We start from the raw sequence: 15,497 nt of genomic DNA, 5'->3' as shown, positions 1-15,497 counted from the left end.
CATAAAGCCTCAGCAGCCGTTTACCGGCGTCGCATAGCGGTGTTCGCCAAATTCGGCCCCGCTGAAACCCGTCGCGCCCGATGGCGACGCCAGCGCGGGCTTTCCACCTCTGCAAGGTTCCGTTGTCTTTCCATGCATAGCCAAGACATCGCCGTGGCGCCCGAGCGGGGACGCCTTAAGATGGCCGACATCGCTCGCATGGCGGGCGTGTCGATCTCGACGGTGTCGCGCGCCCTGGCCGGCAATCCGCTGATCCCCAAGACCCTGCGCGACCAGATCGTCGAGCTGGCCCAGACTCACGGCTATGTCGTCAACCAGTCGGCGCGCAGCCTGCGCCTGCGCAAGACCGACACGATCGGCGTCATCATCCCGCTGGCCCACGAGGCCGGCCAGATGATCTCGGACCCGTTCTTCCTGGAGATGGTCGGACGGCTGGCCGACGAGATCACCCGCCGCGACTATTCGGTGCTGCTGAACAAGATCATCACCACCGAGCCGGGCTGGCTGGAACGGATCATTCAGTCGCATCGCGCCGACGGCCTGCTGCTGATCGGCCAGAGCACCCAGCACGAGGCGCTGAACGCGGTCGCCAACACCTACCGCCCGATGGTCGTCTGGGGCGCGCAGCTGCCTGGCCAGACCTATTGCTCGGTGGGCAGCGACAATGTCGAGGGCGGACGCCTGGCGGTGGCTCATCTTGCCGCGGGCGGTCGCCGTCGCATCGTCTTTCTCGGCGCGATCGACGCCCCGGAGGCGGCCCAGCGGTTCGTGGGCTATCGCAAGGGGTTGGAGGAGGCGGGGATCGCCTTCGATCCCGCGCTGGTCGTCCCCGCCCCCTACACCGTGGACGAGGCCCAGAAGGCCGTGACCGAATTCCTGGCCTCCGGCGCGCCGTTCGACGCGATCTTCGCCTTCTCCGACGTCATCGCGCTGGCCGCTCTGCGCGCCCTGGCCAAGGCGGGTCGGCGCGTTCCGGCCGACGTGGCGGTTGTGGGTTTCGACGACATCGTGCTGGCTCAGCACAGCACCCCGCCCCTGACCACGGTGTGCCAGGATCTGGCGTCCGGAGCCCGGGCCATGGTCGATCTGCTGTTCCGCCGCATGGCGGGCCAGGAGGCACCCTCGACCCTCTCGCCGGTCAGGCTGGTGGTCCGCGAAAGCGCCTGATCAGAGTCCTCCGGACCGCGTGACGGCGATCGATCAGGCCGCCTCGACGCCAACCATCTTCAGTTCCTTCAGGAAGCGCATCAGGCTCTGGTGCGAGCGGCGGAGACCGTGGAGGACCTCGGGCCTGGCCAAGGCGGACTGCGGCACGATGAAGCCCTCGCGCCCGACCCGCTGAGCCATCCCCTTCTCCAGCATCTCGACGAAGCGGCGGCGGACCGTCTCGTAGGGCAGACCCAGGGAATCGGCCACCTGACGCACCGTCAGGGGGCGTCGCTCGTGGTCGGGGGGAACATCGTCGATGTCGGGATAGACGCCGCCGCGAATGTGCGAGCAATTGCCCGCCCAGAGGGTGGTGAAAACCAAAGCATAGAGGAGGTCGGAGCCATGAACTTCGTTGGCGATCTCCACCCAACGCAGAATGTAGTCGGTCGCGTAGCGGGTGGCTGCGCGAGCATTCACGAACTCGTCTGACATTTGCGACTCGGTTTCCCCACAGCCAGCGTTTTAGCTGACTTGAAATGGATTGCATGGCTCCTGAAGCGACGCCATGCGACCAAGTTGCCCACTATGGGTATTACACTGTTACGCCTGCGGCGAAGCGCCGCGCCCCTGGCGGGATCAAGCGCGCGAGGGGCTCCAGTCGGCCGGCGCCATTTCGAAGCCTTCGAACCGGAAGCCCGGGGCCACGGTGCAGCCGACCAGGGTCCAGGCGCCGAGGCTGACGGCGGTCTGCCACCAAAGGGTCGGCACGACCACCTGCGGCCGGCAGCCCGCACGCAGATCCGGGCCCAGGACATAGGCCGTCACGCCCTTGGCGTCGGGCGGCGACAGCGTCAACGAGATCGGAGCGCCGGCGTACCAGTGCCAGGTCTCGACCGCGTCGACCCGGTGCCAGACCGAGACCTGCTCGGCCTCCAGCAGGAAATAGATGCAGGTCGACTTCGCCCGACCGTCGGGGCCGGGTTCGTCCTGGAAGGTCTGGCGGTACCAGCCGCCTTCGGGATGCGGCTGCAGCTCCAGCATCCGGACGATCTCCCTGGCGCCCAGATCGCCGGATACGCCACGTTCCATGGGGGCCTTGTCGTTCACGCTCGAGTTCATCCCTTGAAGCTGTCCTTGGCGGCCCGGATCTCGGCGAAGGCCTGGGCCGGGGTGACGGCGCTTGGCCGCAAGAGCGGGGCGCGCAGGAACGGGTTGGTCGCCTTCTCGGCGGCGATGGTGGTGGGCACGGTGGCCTCGCCGCGCTCCCGGGCGGCGAACACCGCCTCGGCGCGGCCCTTCAACGCCGGATCGTCGTCGACCGACAGGGCGAAGCGGGCGTTCGAAGCGGTGTATTCGTGCGCGCAGTAGACGGTGGTGTCGTCCGGAAGCTTGGCGAGCCGCGACAGCGACGACCACATCTGCTCTGCGGTCCCCTCGAACAATCGGCCGCAGCCCAAGGCGAACAGGGTGTCGCCGACGAAGGCGATATGATCGGTCGCATCGTGATAGGCGATGTGTCCCAGGGTGTGCCCGCCCGTATCGATCACGTCGAACCGGGTCTGTCCCAGCATCACGTGGTCGCCGTCCGCGACGGTTCGGTCGAGCGGCGCGATGCGGGTGACCTCGGCGGGGCCGACGATGCTCGCGCCCGTGGCCGCCTTGAGAGCCTCGTTGCCCCCCGCATGGTCGGGGTGCCAATGGGTGTTCAGGATCAGGTCCAGCTTCCAGCCTAGCCGCTCCAGCTGGGCCAGGATGGCGTCGGCGTCCGGCGTATCGATCGTGGCGACCTGGCCGCTGGCCTCGTCGCGCACGAGAAATCCGTAGTTGTCGGACAGGCAGGGGAACTGGTGGACGGTCAGGGCCATGGGAGCTTGCTCTATCGCCGCGACGCGGGCGCGAATACAAGGATGGCCTCCAAACCCGGGAGACTCAATGCGCCGCGACGTGCTCGATCTGAGGGCCTTCTACGCCGCTCCGCTGGGCCGCGCCGCCCGGACCATGCTGACGCGCAAGGTCGAGGAGGCCTGGGGCGACACCCGCGGCCTGGACGTCCTGGGCCTTGGCTACGCCACGCCGTTCCTGGACGCCGCCCGCGTGGGCGCCCGCCGCGTCGTCGCCGCCATGCCGGCGCAGCAGGGCGTCGAGGTCTGGCCCCATGGCGGTCGCAACGAGGCTTGCCTGGTCGAGGAGACCGCCCTGCCGCTGCCGAACGCCCTGTTCGACCGCGTGCTGGCCGTACACGCTCTGGAAGAGGCCGACGACCCGGCCGCCCTTCTGGCCGAGATCGGCCGGGTCATGGCGCCGACGGGGCGCCTGATCGTGGCCGTCTCGTCCCGCGACGGGGCCTGGGCCGGCGCCGAAGGCACGCCCTTCGGCCATGGCCGTCCCTACAGCCGCAGCCAGTTGGAGAGCCTGATCCGCGAGGCGGGCCTGGAGCCCGCCGGCTGGACGCGGGCGCTCTACGTGCCGCCGTTCGCGGCCATGTCGAGCTGGGCGGAGGGCTTCGAACAGGTCGGCGCTCGACTTTGGCCGCGCTTCGCCGGGGTGATCCTGATGGAGGCGATCAAGCAGACCTTCGCGGTCAAGCCGCAGGGGCGACGCGCCCGCGCCCGGGTGTTCGCTCCCGGCGTTCTGCTGCCCAGCCCGGCTGGACCGACGCCCGCTCGCCACACCAAGGGGCGGTCGGCGCCCGTTCATCAGGCGCCGAGCGGTCGCCAGGCGTGATCGGGCTTGGAGCTGGACGCCTGGACGCCTAGCTTGGACTCGTAACAACCGTTCGCCGCGGGAGCCGCGCCATGAAGATGATCGTCGCCGTGATTAAGCCGAGCCGCCTGGACGCGGTGCTTGAAGCGGTCACCGAGGCGGGCGCGTCGGGCCTGACCGTGACCGAGGTGCGCGGCTATGGGCGGCAGAAGGGCAAGACCGAAGTGTATCGGGGCGCCGAATACGAGGTGAAGCTTCTGCCCAAGGTGAAGCTCGAGATCGCCGTGCCCACCGACGTGCTCGAGCCGGTGATCGAGGCCCTGCAGCGCACCGCCAACACGGGCAAGATCGGCGACGGAAAGGTTTTCGTCATGGACCTGGAGCAGGCGCTGCGCATCCGCACCGGCGAACGGGACGCCGCCGCCATCGCGGGCTGAGCCCGGCGACGGCCGGAGGATCGGAGACGGGGGCGTTTAGATAAGACATGGTCGCCAAGCGGAGCCATAAACGGCCCCGCGCGTTCCCGAAGTTCACCGCGTTCAGGGCGACATGGATTCAGTCTCTTCCGTTTTCCAACCGGGCTACAATTGCTGGCGGGTCGAGGCCGCTGACCGGCTGGCCCTGTTGATCGATAACGACGAGGCGTTCGACGCCCTCAAGCCCCTGCTGCTGTCCGCGCGCAAGTCGATCTGGATACTGGCCTGGGTGTTCGATCCCCTCACGCGGCTTGATCCGGACCGGGTGCGCAAGAGCCGCGACCCCACTCAGGCCGACCGCATCGGCCTGATCTTGCGCCGCCAGGCGGCGCTGAATCCGGCGCTGGACGTGCGTGTCCTGACCTGGGACATGCCCTTTCCGATCGCGGCCTCGCAGCTGTTCGGGCCCCATCGCGGAGCGGCCTTCTTCGCCGGCTCGCGGGTCAAGTACCGGCTCGACGCCACCCTTCCGGCCAGCGCGTGCCATCATCAGAAGGCGGTGATCATCGATGGCGTTACGGCGCTGGTCAGCGGCGGCGATATCGGCGTCGATCGCTGGGACGATTGCCGGCATCTGGACAACAATCCGCTGCGCCGCCTGCCCACCGGTCGTCACTATCCGCCTCGGCACGAGGTCTCCATCCTGGTCGATGGGCGGGCGGGCGAGGCGATGGCCGACCTTTTCATGGACCGCTGGCGAGCCTCGGGAGGCGACGCCGTCGAGCGGCCTTCACGGCCCGAGCAGACGCCCTGGCCCCAGCATCTGACGCCCGACCTGCGCAAGATTCCCGTCGCGGTGGCGCGCACCTCGGCCGAATGGCGAGGACGGTCCGAGGTCACCGAGTGCATGCTCCTGCACCTGGCGGCGATCCGCAGCGCCCGGCGGCTGATCTATCTGGAGAACCAGTACCTGACCTCACCGATCATCGTCGAAGCCCTGGCCGAGCGCCTGGTCGAGCCCGACGGGCCCGAGGTGGTCACCGTGGGACCGGCCCGCAGCCCCAGCTACTTCGACCAGATCACCATGGACAGCGCCCGGACCTCGGCGATCAATCGCCTGCGCGACGTGGACCTCCATCATCGCTTTTCGGCCTTTTCGGCTCATACGCCCAAGGGGGGACCGATCATCGTCCACTCCAAGGTCTCGATCATCGACGACCGCCTGCTGCGTATCGGCTCGGCCAACCTCAACAACCGCTCGATCGGCCTCGACAGCGAGTGCGACCTGGCCTTCGAGGCGCGTTCGGACCTGGAGCGGCAGACGGTGCGCGCCTTTCTCGGGCGCCTCGTCGGTCACTTCATCGACCGATCCGCGACCGATGTCCTGCAGGCCATGGAGCGGGAAGGCGGGCTGGCGGCGGCGATCAACGCGCTGGACGTCCACGGCGGGCCGCCCCGTCGCCTGCGCCCGGCGCCGGCGCGGAAATTGGGCCGGGTTCAGCAATTCATCGCCGACTGGAGTCTGGGCGACGCCATCGCGCCCGACGACGCCTGGCGTCCCTGGGGCCGCCGCGCCCGCCTGCGGCGCGACATCGCCCGCCTCACCGCGCCGCCGCCGGAGCCTCCGAAGCGTCTCCACCGGTGATTTCCAGCTCGACCACCAGCGGCAGATGGTCCGAGGCGACGCGGGCGCGCGCGTCGTAGGGCGAGCGGACGCCTCGTGTCTCCAGACCCTTGGTCATGAAGACGTGGTCGATGCGCATGAATGGAAAGCTGGACGGAAAGGTCGCGGTCGCGGGCCGAGGCCAGGCCGGGGTGGGCGCCTGGGCGTCCCTCAGCGCCGTGCGCAGCATCCGGTAAGTCGCCGAATAGGGCGTGGCGTTGAAGTCGCCCAGGACCACGCCGGGCGCCACCCAGGCGTCGTCGCCCATCCAGTCGGGTCCGAGCAGGGCCGCGGCCTGCCGCTTCTGCTCCTGCGGCACCAGGCCCAGGTGGGTGTTGATGATCTGGACCTTGGTCCCGTCGACCTCGACCTCGACCCAAAGGGCGCCGCGCGGCTCCAGGCCAGGCACCCGGCGATAGAGCGGCAGGCCACGGGCCTTGATACGCCGTTCGGGCAGGGCGGTCAGGATCGCGTCGCCATAGAGCTCCTCTTCCACCGCCATGGCGGGATGGAAGTGGAAGCTCATCTTCAGCAATTCGGCCAGGCGGTGAGCCTGGTCGACGCCCCTGGTGCGGGCCCGCCGCACGTCCAGCTCCTGAAGGGCCACCACGTCGGGTTTTTCGGCAGCGATCACCTCGGCCACCCGCTCGACGTCGAGCTTGCGGTCCGCGCCCACGCAACGGTGGACGTTGTAGGTCATCAGACGAAGCGTCTTCATCCGTCGAAGAGATCGCCCGAACCGGGCGGAGGTTCCCTTGTCGGCGCGGCGCCGTTGCGGCTGAGCATGAACAGACAGGTCTCCGCGCGCCAGTTCTCGATCGTCTTGTACGGATCGATCGGCCGCGCCGGACCCTTGCCGGCGAAGGCGGCGCAGGCGTCGACCCGCAGGTTCAGATCGTCGGTCAAGGCCATGAAGTCGGCCAGGGTGCACAGGTGGATGTTCGGCGTCGACCACCAGGGCAGGGGCAGCGCCTCGGTCTCGGGCATCCGTCCGCGGCGCAGCAGCGACCAGCGCACCCGCCAGTGGCCGAAGTTGGGGAACGAGACGATGGCCCGGTCGGCGATCCGCAGGAGTTCGTCCAGCACATGACGCGGATTGCGCGTCGCCTGCAGGGTCTGGGACAGCACGGCGTAGTCGAAAGACCGGTCGGGGAAGTGATCGAGGTCCTGGTCGGCGTCGCCCTGCACGACGGACAGGCCACGGGCCATGCAGGCGGCCACGCCGCTGGCGCTGATCTCCAGGCCCCGGGCGTCGACCTGCTTTTCATGCGCCAGCAGGTCCAGCAGCACGCCCTCGCCGCAGCCGACGTCCAGCACGCGCGAGCCGGGCCGCACCAGGCGCAGGATTTCGCGGAAGTCTTCGCGGATGGTGGTCAAATCAGCCCCCGGTCGCGCTCGGCCGACCCCAGGAACCCGGCCAGGGCCGCGTCCATTACCGGCTCGTCCAGCAGGAAGGCGTCGTGGCCCTTATCGCTCTCGATTTCGACGAAGGCCGCGCGGGCGCCGGCGGCCGTCAGGGCGCGGACGATGTGGCGGTTCTCGGCCGTCGGATAGAGCCAGTCGCTGGTGAAGCTGAGCACGCAGAACCGCACGTTCCGCGCCGCCGTGAAGGCCTTGGCCAACACTCCGCCGTGCGCGGCGGCGATGTCGAAATAGTCCATCGCCCGCGTGATGTAGAGGTAGCTGTTGGCGTCGAACCGGTCGACGAAGCTGGCGCCCTGGTGGCGCAGGTAGCTCTCGACCTGGAAGTCGGCGTCGAAGCCCCAGGACAGGCCGTCGCGCTGCAGCTCGCGGCCGAACTTCCGCTGCAGAGCCGGTTCGGAGAGATAGGTGATGTGCGCGGCCATCCGCGCCACGGCCAGGCCCTTCTCGGGGCGCGTTCCGTGGTCGGCATAGGCGCCGCCGCGCCAGTCCGGATCGGCCATGATCGCCTGGCGGCCCACCTCATGGAAGGCGATGTTCTGCGCCGAATGCCGCGCGGCCGAAGCGATGATCACGGCGCTGAACATCCGCTCGGGATAGTCCACCGCCCACTGCTGGACCTGCATGCCGCCCATCGAACCGCCGACCACGGCGAACAAGGTGTCGACGCCGAGGGCCTTCACCAGCATCGCCTGGGCGCGGACCATGTCGGCGATGGTGATGACCGGAAACGCAAGACCCCAGGGCTTGCTCGTGGCCGGATTGATCGAGGCGGGGCCCGTCGAACCCATGCAGCCGCCCACGACGTTGGAGCAGATGATGAAGTGTCGCTCGGGATCCAGCGGCTTGCCGGGGCCGACCAGTCGCGGCCACCACCCCGGCTTGCCGGTCACCGGGTGAGGCGAGGCGACATATTGGTCCATCGTCAGGGCGTGGCAGATCAGCACCGCGTTGGACTTGTCGGCGTTCAACTGGCCATAGGTCTGGTAGGCGACCTCCAGCCCCTCGATCGTCCCGCCGGAGTCGAGCCGCAGGGGCTCGCTTGCGGGAAATCGCCAGGTTACCCCGTCGGCGGGCGTGATCGTATCGAGCGCAGCCATGTCGCCTTGGAGCGCTTGGCGAAGAAGGTGTCAACCGCCGGCTTCCTGACAGGCCTGGGGACGGCTATGGAGGGCGTATGGAGCGACTGATCCTGATGCGCCACGGCAAGGCCGAACGGCATGCGACGAGCGGCGGCGACTTCGAGCGCGCCCTGGCCGACAGCGGCCGGGCCGACGCCGCCGTCATGGGCCGCGTATTGGCCGCCGCGGGCCTCGCGCCCGACCTCCTTCTGGTCTCCTCGGCTCGCCGCACGCGCGAGACGGCCGAGCAGATCCTCGACAGCTTCGAAAAGACCCGGGTCGAGCATCTGCGCGACCTGTATCACGCCGATCCGGAGGATATCGTCCAGGTCGTGGACGATCATGGCGAAGCCGCCACGACGGTGATGGTGGTCGGCCACAATCCGGGCCTGCACGACCTGGCCCTGCGGCTGGCGTCCCAAGGCGGGGCCTCGCCGATCCAGACCAATCGGCTGCGGGGCAGGTTCCCGACCTCGACCGCCGTGGTGTTCGGCTGGAGCGGGACCGGGCGCCCGGTTCTGGAGCATCTGTTCTTCGCCAGCGAGCATGGCGGGGCGGGCGGCGAATGAGCCTGATCTACAAGATCCTGTCCCGCGCCGAGTGGGAGAAGGCCAAGGCCGGGGGCCGCTTCGACGGGTCGGCCGTGGATCTGGCCGATGGCTATATCCACCTGTCGGCCGCCGACCAGGCCCAGGAGACCGCCGCCAAGTGGTTTCGCGGCCAGGCTGACCTCGTCCTCCTCGGCGTCGAGACCGAGACCCTGGGCGACGCGCTGAAGTGGGAGGCCTCGCGCGGCGGGGCGCTCTTCCCTCATCTCTACCGCCCGCTGCTGGTCGACGAGGTGCTGAGCCAGCGCGATCTTGAGTTGGACGCCGACGGCGTGCCGCAACTGGGCGTTCTTTCCGCATGAGCCTTCACGATCTCGCCGCCCGCGCCCTGCACGCCCTCGACCCCGAGGACGCCCACGGCCTGGCCATTCGGGGCCTGAAGCTCGGGCTGGGGCCGCGAGACGGGGGGGCGGACGATCCGATCCTGGCCGTGGAGATCGCGGGCCTGGCGCTACCCAACTGCGTGGGGCTGGCCGCCGGTTTCGACAAGAACGCCGAGGTTCCGGACGCCATGCTGGCCGCCGGCTTCGGCTTCGTCGAAGCGGGTACGGTGACGCCCCTGGCCCAGGCCGGTAATCCGCGCCCAAGGCTGTTTCGCCTGACCGAGGACCGGGCGGTGATCAATCGCATGGGTTTCAACAACGGCGGGCTGGAGCCCTTCGCCGCGCGTCTGGCCGCTCGCAAAGGCAAGAACGGCGTGGTCGGCGCCAATATCGGGGCCAACAAGGACGCCACCGACCGGATCCAGGACTATGTCACGGGCCTGACGCGGCTGTGGGGCCTGTCGGACTATTTCACCGCCAATATCTCCTCGCCCAACACCCCTGGCTTGCGCGCCCTGCAGACCAAGGCGGCGCTGGAGGAGCTGCTGGGCCGCCTGGCGGAGGCGCGAGTCGGGCTGAAGGCCGCGTCGGGCCGCGATTATCCGATCTTCCTGAAGGTGGCGCCGGATCTCGAGGACGGCGAGGTCGAGGCGATCGTCGAGACGGTGGTCGGCGCCGGCCTCGACGCGATCATCGTCAGCAACACCACCATCGCCCGCCCCGAGACGCTGAAGTCGCCTCTGGCCGGCGAGAGCGGCGGACTATCCGGCGCGCCGCTGCTGGCGCCGTCGACGGCGGTGCTGAGGCGTTTCCACGCCGCCGCCGCGGGTCGGGTGGCCCTGATCGGCGCGGGCGGGATCGCCAGCGGCGCCGACGCCTACGCCAAGATCCGCGCGGGAGCGCAGGCGGTGCAGCTCTATTCGGCGCTGGTCTATGGCGGCCCCGGCCTTGTCGTGCGGATCAAGCGGGAGCTGACCGCGCGCCTGCGAGCGGACGGCTTCGCGGCCGTGCAGGACGCGGTCGGCGCGGCATGACGCGCGATCGGGCCTTGACCCTGCTGCGCCGGTTCGGGCCGCTCGCGCTTATCGTCATCCTGTTCGTCGCCGCCTTCGCCAGCGGCCTGGCCGACCACATCTCGCTGGAAGAACTGCGGGCCCGCGGAACCCAGCTGCAGACCTTCGCCCGCGAAAAGCCTCTGCTGAGCGCGGCCGTCTATCTGGCGGTCTATGTCGCCACCGTGGCGGTCTCGGTGCCGGGGGCGCTGATCCTGTCCCTGACTGGCGGCTTCCTGTTCGGCCCCATCGGCGGCGGTTTCGCGGCGGTGACCGGCGCAACCGGCGGGTCGACCGTCACCTTCCTGGTGTTTCGCACCGCCTTCGGCGACCTGCTGCGCCGGAGGCCTGGCGCGTTCCTGGCCAGGGTCGAGGCGGGGTTCCGGGGAGACGCTTTCAACTATCTGCTCACCCTGCGCCTGATTCCGGCGTTCCCGCTGCTCGTGGTCAATGTGGCGGCTGGACTGATGAACGTACGGGTGAAGACCTTCGTCCTGGCCTCGCTGCTGGGCATGATCCCCAGCTCGTTCGTCTATGCCGGCATCGGCGCGGGCCTGGGCCATATCTTCGCCAAGGGCGGGCCGGTGACGTTGGAAACCCTCTTGTCGCCACGGATCTATCTTCCGATCATCGGCATGGGCGTTCTGGCCTTTCTGCCGCCGTTGTGGCGCCATTGGCGTAACGGGCGCGGAGCCGCGCCGCAGGACGAGAAGTAGCCGCCCCGGATGGTCGAAACGGTTTCGCCGTCGGAGACTGAGACCACCCCGCCCCGGAAGCGCTTTCCGTGGCCGGGCGGGCTGTCGGCGCGTCTGCTGCTGTTCACGGCGGTGGTCGTGACGTTCGGCGGCCTGCTGATCCTGCCGCCGACCCTGGCGACCTTCGAGGAGCAATGGCTGCTGGACCGGGTGCGGGCGGGGGAGCTGGCCTCGACCATCGCCGAGTCCGATCCCGAGCTGCGGGTCAGCGACGCCGTGGCCAACCAGATGTTCGACCAGGCCGGCGCGGTGACCGTCGCCGTGCAGGTCGACGGCGCCCGCCGCCTGGTCCTGCCGCCCAAGCAGCCGTTCGAAACCACGCCCTATCTGGTCGATCTGCGCCGCCAGAACCCCGGCTCATGGCTGGCCGCGCCGTTCTTCACCCTGACCAGCCCCAAGGGCAGCATGGTCCGCGTGATGGCCGAGCCGCGCTATCGCAAGGCCGAATTCGTCGAGGTCGTGCTGCCCGACGCGCCCCTGAAGGCCAAGCTGGTCGGGCAGCTGTGGCAGCTGACCGGCGTGACGCTGTTCGTCGCCGGCCTGGCGGGCCTGCTCGTCTACGCCTTCCTGAACATCTTCCTGGTCCGCCCGATGCAGCGCATCACCCGGGCGATGGAGGCGTTCCGGGGCGATCCCGACGATCCGGCCGCGCGCATCGCGCCCTCCAATCGCCGCGACGAGATCGGTCGCGCCGAGCTGGAGCTGGACCGCATGCAGACCGACCTGCTGACGGCTCTCGCGTCCAAGGCGCGCCTGGCCGCCCTCGGCGAGGCGGTGGCCAAGATCAACCACGACCTGCGCAACATGCTCACCAGCGCCCAGATGGCCTCCGACCGCCTGGCCGCCCTGGGCGATCCGAAGGTGGCCCAGGCGCTTCCGCGTCTCGAAAGAGCCCTGGATCGGGCCATCACCCTGGCCTCCGACGTCATGGCCTACGGCAAGTCCAAGGAGCCGGCTCCCGTAGTTCGCCCGACGCCGCTGCGGCCGGCGTTGGAGATGGCCGCCGAGGATGCCGGCCTGACGGCCAAGGGCGTGGCGCTGGAGACGGTGATAGATCCGCGCGAGCAGGTTCTGGCCGATCCGGACCAGCTGCATCGCATCCTGACCAACCTGCTGCGCAACGCCCGCGAGGCCATCGAGGGGGCGCCGGACCGTGGCGGCCGCGGCAAGGTCTTCGTCGAGCTGCGCCGCGTCGACGGCTTCAGCGTCCTGCGCCTCTCGGACGACGGCCCTGGCGTGCCGGAGCGCGCGCGGGCCAATCTGTTCCAACCGTTCGTGGGCTCGGCCCGTCGCGGCGGCACGGGCCTTGGCCTGGCGATCGCCCGCGAGTTGGCCCAGGGGCACGGCGGTGACCTGATCCTGGTTGAAACCGGACCGGGCGGTTCGGTGTTCGATCTGATGCTGGCCGGTGTTCCCGATGCGCTGCCCGAACCGGACGGCCGCGCCGACGCCTCGGCGCCTTGAGCGCCGATCACCGCGAGGAGGATTGGACGATGACGACCACCTGGACCATCGCGGTGAAACTCGGCGCCTCGCCTGACCTGGCTCCCATGCACGAGATCACCGTGGAGGCGCCCGACGCCCCGACCGCCCTGCGCCGCGTGGCGGCCATGGTGGCTGTGCAGGAGGCGACCGACGCCGAACTGCTGGTCGACGGCCAGGAGGAGGTCTTCTCCCGCGCCGAGGTCGAGGCGGGCCTGGAAGAGCACCAGGCCCGCACCTGACGCGTCCTGGGCTTAGAGGCCCTTGGCCACGCCCTCGCGACGCGGATCGGCGCCGCCTTCCAGCACGCCGCCCGGACGCAAGATCACGCCTTGCAGGCCAGAGCCCTCGATCTGGCCGACCTTGATGTTGACGCCGCGCGCGTTGAGCGCCGCCAGCATTTCGGGCCCGAACAGGTCGGCGTCGCCGGAGAAGGTCTCGCCGCGCGCCACGACGTTGGGCAGCGAAACGGCCTCCTGCATGTTCAAGCCCCAGTAGAACAGGCCGACCATGGCCTTGAGGTTGTAGGACAGGATGGCGTTGCCGCCCGGCGAGCCGACGGCGGCGACGAACTTGCCCTTCTTGTCCAGCACGATCAGCGGGGCCATCGACGAGCGCGGCCGCTTGCCGCCCGCCACGGCGTTGGCCGCCGGCGCGCCGTCCTTTTCAGTGGGCGAGAACGAGAAGTCGGTCAGCTGGTTGTTCAGGAAGAAGCCGCCAACCATGCGGCCGTTGCCGAAGAGGCTCTCGACCGTCGTGGTCATGGAGACCGCGTTCCCCTGCGGATCCACGACGACCAGATGGGTCGTGCCGCCCGGCTCCTTAGTCATGTCGACACCGACCCTGGGCGCGCCCTTGGGATGGCCGAAGGGCGGGGCTTCGCCGGCGGTCGGGGTGATCAGCTTGGCGCGCTCGGCGACGTACTTCGGATCCAGCAGGCCGTCGACCGGGACGGTCACGAACGAGGGATCGCCCACATAGCGGTCGCGATCGGCGTACATGACCCGCTCGGCTTGAGCCAGCAGGGTCCAGGCCACGGGATCGGTCGGACCGCGCTTGCCGATGTCGGTGTGCTCCAGCATCTGCAGCGCCTGGATCACCGCCAGGCCCGAAGACTGCGGATTGGGCGTGCAGACGGTATAGACCTTCCACGGGCGGCATAGGGCGGGCGCCGACCGGGGCTTGTAGTTCTTCAGGTCCGCCAGGGTGATCGCGCTCGGCAGATCGCCCTCGTGCAGGCGGTCGACGATCGCCTGGGCGATCGGGCCCTCCAGCAGAGCCGAAGGCCCTTCGGCGGCGATCTTGCGGACCGTCTCGGCATAGGCCGGGTTCTTCAGCACATCGCCGGCCTGGTAGCGGGTCCCGTCGGGTTTGGTGAAGTACTTCACCGCGTCGGGCTGGGACGGCTGCGGCGCGCGCGTGCTGGCGATCATGCCCGCCAGCCGCGGGCTGACCACGAAGCCGTCGGCGGCCAACCGCTCGGCGTCCTTGAACAGGGTGTTCCAGGCCACCTTGCCATGCTCCTTCTGGGCCTGGGCGAGCATGGCCACCGCGCCTGGAACGCCGGTCGAGCGACCCGACAGCAGGGCGGTCACGAAGGGCAGGGGCTTGCCGTCGCTCCCCAGGAACATGTCCGGACCCGCGCCGCTGGGCGCCGTCTCGCGGCCGTCATAGGCCGTCACCTTGCCGGTCTTGGCGTCGTAGAAGACCAGGAACGACCCACCGCCCAGGCCCGAGCTCTGCGGTTCGACCAGGCCCAGGACCGCCTGAATGGCGACCGCCGCGTCAACCGCGCCGCCGCCGTCGCGCAGGACGCGCAGGCCGGCCTCCACGGCCAGAGGGTTGGCGGCCGCCGCCATGCCCTTGGCCGCGGGCGAGGTCACGACAGGCCGCGGGGTCGGCATGCCCAGCGCGATCGCCTCGGCCTGGGCGGCCATGGGCGCGAGGGTCAGCTGAACGGCGGCGGAGAAAGCGAGCAGGGAGGCGAGACGACGCATACGGATCCTCAAGCAGGCATAAGGAACGACCTGCCCGCCGTTCCTGGAAGCGTCCATGGACAACAATAGAACGGCGCTGTCACGCCCAGATAACCTGCGGAAGCCGTCATCGATCGTCGCTGAACCATAGCCAGGCGCCGTCCGCCCGAGGGCGAACGCCGTTGCGCCAACTTTTCGAGATTATCCGTCAAACCGGGCTTGCGTCCCCGGATTGAACCGGCTATCTCCCCCGCCTCGCCGCAAGGCAGTGCGCGCCCGTAGCTCAGCTGGATAGAGCATCAGACTACGAATCTGAGGGTCGGACGTTCGAATCGTTCCGGGCGCGCCATTTTCTCCTGAAAATTTCCCCTGAAGAATAAGCCGTCGAGAACCGTGGGTTCGAGGCGCTTGGGCGGCCGTATCGCGTCTTTCCTGCGCGCGCTCCGAGGTCGCCTGTCGATACTCGTCTGGGCTGTATGCGTTGGGAGGCGGCGGATTCGCCCTCGTGGACGCGCGGGCCCAGGCCCTTATTGGCGCGCGCGTGACGTCGTCGGATGGGCGGGCGTGACACCGCGCCGCGTGTGGCGGAATGTCGCCGTCGTCAAGGTTGATAAATTTACCTCGATTTAAGACTGCCTCCCGCATGTTCACGTCAGGAATAGTTTTGTCGTGAGGCGAGACTCTATTTCCTGGGGAGTGGGGCGTTGTGTCGAGTCTTCCGGAATATTCGGTCCGCTTCTCGGGAAGTGTGACAGTTTCAAGTATTGCGGACGCCCATGCGGCGTTGGCGGCGGGCATGGACCGTGATGGTCCCGTGGTGGTGAACC

General features: G+C 69.1%; 17 protein-coding genes and 1 tRNA gene. 11 read left to right on the top strand and 7 right to left on the bottom strand.

Going from position 1 to position 15,497, the window contains the following annotated elements; all coding sequences use genetic code 11:
- The first annotated feature begins 180 nt into the window (after nt 1–180).
- The gene (locus VJ655_RS09670) at nt 181–1,167 is read left to right on the top strand and encodes a LacI family DNA-binding transcriptional regulator (RefSeq protein ID WP_324110852.1); all 987 of its coding nucleotides are present in this window, start codon (nt 181–183) and stop codon (nt 1,165–1,167) included.
- A gap of 33 nt (nt 1,168–1,200) precedes the next feature.
- On the opposite strand, the gene VJ655_RS09665 is transcribed toward VJ655_RS09670, so the two are convergent.
- The 3 genes from VJ655_RS09665 to gloB all read right to left on the bottom strand — a co-directional run bounded on the left by VJ655_RS09665 (nt 1,201) and on the right by gloB (nt 3,014).
- The gene (locus VJ655_RS09665) at nt 1,201–1,641 is read right to left on the bottom strand and encodes a hypothetical protein (protein WP_324110851.1); all 441 of its coding nucleotides are present in this window, start codon (nt 1,639–1,641) and stop codon (nt 1,201–1,203) included.
- Nucleotides 1,642–1,785: 144 nt separating this feature from the next.
- Nucleotides 1,786–2,238: a cupin domain-containing protein gene (locus VJ655_RS09660; RefSeq protein ID WP_324110868.1), complete on the bottom strand. Its 453-nt coding sequence runs from the start codon at nt 2,236–2,238 to the stop codon at nt 1,786–1,788.
- 26 nt (nt 2,239–2,264) lie between these two features.
- Nucleotides 2,265–3,014, bottom strand: coding sequence for a hydroxyacylglutathione hydrolase (gene gloB, locus VJ655_RS09655; RefSeq protein ID WP_324110850.1), 750 nt, complete (start codon nt 3,012–3,014; stop codon nt 2,265–2,267).
- A gap of 67 nt (nt 3,015–3,081) precedes the next feature.
- Between gloB and VJ655_RS09650 the strand changes: the two genes are divergently transcribed.
- From VJ655_RS09650 to VJ655_RS09640, 3 genes are all read left to right on the top strand, one after another.
- Entirely contained in the window at nt 3,082–3,873 is a 792-nt protein-coding gene (locus tag VJ655_RS09650; RefSeq protein WP_324110849.1) for a class I SAM-dependent methyltransferase, read from the top strand.
- Nucleotides 3,874–3,944: 71 nt separating this feature from the next.
- Nucleotides 3,945–4,289, top strand: coding sequence for a P-II family nitrogen regulator (locus tag VJ655_RS09645; protein ID WP_010918409.1), 345 nt, complete (start codon nt 3,945–3,947; stop codon nt 4,287–4,289).
- 112 nt (nt 4,290–4,401) lie between these two features.
- Nucleotides 4,402–5,913: a phospholipase D-like domain-containing protein gene (locus VJ655_RS09640; RefSeq protein ID WP_324110848.1), complete on the top strand. Its 1,512-nt coding sequence runs from the start codon at nt 4,402–4,404 to the stop codon at nt 5,911–5,913.
- Here VJ655_RS09640 and VJ655_RS09635 read toward each other — a convergent pair.
- From VJ655_RS09635 to metX, 3 genes are read right to left on the bottom strand one after another with little or no spacing between them, the layout of a single operon-like run.
- Entirely contained in the window at nt 5,870–6,649 is a 780-nt protein-coding gene (locus VJ655_RS09635) for an endonuclease/exonuclease/phosphatase family protein (RefSeq protein WP_324110847.1), read from the bottom strand. The two genes, VJ655_RS09640 and VJ655_RS09635, sit on opposite strands and share 44 nt — an antisense overlap.
- The gene (gene metW, locus VJ655_RS09630; RefSeq protein ID WP_324110846.1) at nt 6,646–7,308 is read right to left on the bottom strand and encodes a methionine biosynthesis protein MetW; all 663 of its coding nucleotides are present in this window, start codon (nt 7,306–7,308) and stop codon (nt 6,646–6,648) included. The genes VJ655_RS09635 and metW overlap by 4 nt, the downstream gene beginning before the upstream one ends.
- Nucleotides 7,305–8,453, bottom strand: coding sequence for a homoserine O-acetyltransferase MetX (gene metX, locus VJ655_RS09625; protein WP_324110845.1), 1,149 nt, complete (start codon nt 8,451–8,453; stop codon nt 7,305–7,307). The genes metW and metX overlap by 4 nt, the downstream gene beginning before the upstream one ends.
- A 77-nt stretch (nt 8,454–8,530) precedes the next feature.
- Between metX and VJ655_RS09620 the strand changes: the two genes are divergently transcribed.
- From VJ655_RS09620 to VJ655_RS09595, 6 genes are read left to right on the top strand one after another with little or no spacing between them, the layout of a single operon-like run.
- A complete protein-coding gene (locus tag VJ655_RS09620; RefSeq protein ID WP_324110844.1) occupies nt 8,531–9,043 on the top strand; it encodes a histidine phosphatase family protein in 513 nt (170 codons plus the stop codon).
- On the top strand, nt 9,040–9,384 hold the full coding sequence (locus VJ655_RS09615) for a DUF952 domain-containing protein (RefSeq protein ID WP_324110843.1): 345 nt from the start codon (nt 9,040–9,042) through the stop codon (nt 9,382–9,384). The genes VJ655_RS09620 and VJ655_RS09615 overlap by 4 nt, the downstream gene beginning before the upstream one ends.
- On the top strand, nt 9,381–10,439 hold the full coding sequence (locus VJ655_RS09610) for a quinone-dependent dihydroorotate dehydrogenase (RefSeq protein ID WP_324110842.1): 1,059 nt from the start codon (nt 9,381–9,383) through the stop codon (nt 10,437–10,439). The genes VJ655_RS09615 and VJ655_RS09610 overlap by 4 nt, the downstream gene beginning before the upstream one ends.
- Complete coding sequence (locus VJ655_RS09605) at nt 10,436–11,173, top strand: TVP38/TMEM64 family protein (protein ID WP_324110841.1); 738 nt, start codon at nt 10,436–10,438, stop codon at nt 11,171–11,173. Before VJ655_RS09610 ends, VJ655_RS09605 begins: the two co-directional genes overlap by 4 nt.
- Nucleotides 11,174–11,182: 9 nt before the next feature.
- The gene (locus VJ655_RS09600) at nt 11,183–12,676 is read left to right on the top strand and encodes a HAMP domain-containing sensor histidine kinase (protein ID WP_324110840.1); all 1,494 of its coding nucleotides are present in this window, start codon (nt 11,183–11,185) and stop codon (nt 12,674–12,676) included.
- A 29-nt stretch (nt 12,677–12,705) separates the two neighbouring features.
- A complete protein-coding gene (locus tag VJ655_RS09595) occupies nt 12,706–12,936 on the top strand; it encodes a hypothetical protein (RefSeq protein ID WP_324110839.1) in 231 nt (76 codons plus the stop codon).
- Nucleotides 12,937–12,948: 12 nt separating this feature from the next.
- Here the strand turns inward: VJ655_RS09595 and ggt are convergent, their stop codons facing one another.
- Nucleotides 12,949–14,691, bottom strand: coding sequence for a gamma-glutamyltransferase (gene ggt, locus VJ655_RS09590; protein WP_324110838.1), 1,743 nt, complete (start codon nt 14,689–14,691; stop codon nt 12,949–12,951).
- A gap of 251 nt (nt 14,692–14,942) precedes the next feature.
- Between ggt and VJ655_RS09585 the strand changes: the two genes are divergently transcribed.
- Nucleotides 14,943–15,019, top strand: a tRNA-Arg gene (locus VJ655_RS09585).
- The last annotated feature ends 478 nt before the right edge of the window (nt 15,020–15,497 follow it).

Source organism: Caulobacter sp. (genome assembly GCF_035254145.1).
Taxonomy (GTDB): Bacteria; Pseudomonadota; Alphaproteobacteria; order Caulobacterales; family Caulobacteraceae; genus Caulobacter.
Note: the sequence above shows the minus strand (reverse complement) of the source record. Positions and strands in the feature narration are given on the sequence as shown.

Coding starts and splice junctions, on each gene's coding strand:
- VJ655_RS09610 (WP_324110842.1), top strand. CDS start 9,381: ATGAGCCTTCACGATCTCGCCGCCCGCGCCCTGCACGCCCTCGACCCC.
- VJ655_RS09605 (WP_324110841.1), top strand. CDS start 10,436: ATGACGCGCGATCGGGCCTTGACCCTGCTGCGCCGGTTCGGGCCGCTC.
- VJ655_RS09640 (WP_324110848.1), top strand. CDS start 4,402: ATGGATTCAGTCTCTTCCGTTTTCCAACCGGGCTACAATTGCTGGCGG.
- VJ655_RS09615 (WP_324110843.1), top strand. CDS start 9,040: ATGAGCCTGATCTACAAGATCCTGTCCCGCGCCGAGTGGGAGAAGGCC.
- VJ655_RS09595 (WP_324110839.1), top strand. CDS start 12,706: ATGACGACCACCTGGACCATCGCGGTGAAACTCGGCGCCTCGCCTGAC.
- VJ655_RS09650 (WP_324110849.1), top strand. CDS start 3,082: ATGCGCCGCGACGTGCTCGATCTGAGGGCCTTCTACGCCGCTCCGCTG.
- ggt (WP_324110838.1), bottom strand. CDS start 14,691: ATGCGTCGTCTCGCCTCCCTGCTCGCTTTCTCCGCCGCCGTTCAGCTG.
- VJ655_RS09670 (WP_324110852.1), top strand. CDS start 181: ATGGCCGACATCGCTCGCATGGCGGGCGTGTCGATCTCGACGGTGTCG.
- VJ655_RS09645 (WP_010918409.1), top strand. CDS start 3,945: ATGAAGATGATCGTCGCCGTGATTAAGCCGAGCCGCCTGGACGCGGTG.
- metX (WP_324110845.1), bottom strand. CDS start 8,453: ATGGCTGCGCTCGATACGATCACGCCCGCCGACGGGGTAACCTGGCGA.
- VJ655_RS09635 (WP_324110847.1), bottom strand. CDS start 6,649: ATGAAGACGCTTCGTCTGATGACCTACAACGTCCACCGTTGCGTGGGC.
- VJ655_RS09660 (WP_324110868.1), bottom strand. CDS start 2,238: ATGGAACGTGGCGTATCCGGCGATCTGGGCGCCAGGGAGATCGTCCGG.
- VJ655_RS09600 (WP_324110840.1), top strand. CDS start 11,183: ATGGTCGAAACGGTTTCGCCGTCGGAGACTGAGACCACCCCGCCCCGG.
- VJ655_RS09620 (WP_324110844.1), top strand. CDS start 8,531: ATGGAGCGACTGATCCTGATGCGCCACGGCAAGGCCGAACGGCATGCG.
- VJ655_RS09665 (WP_324110851.1), bottom strand. CDS start 1,641: ATGTCAGACGAGTTCGTGAATGCTCGCGCAGCCACCCGCTACGCGACC.
- gloB (WP_324110850.1), bottom strand. CDS start 3,014: ATGGCCCTGACCGTCCACCAGTTCCCCTGCCTGTCCGACAACTACGGA.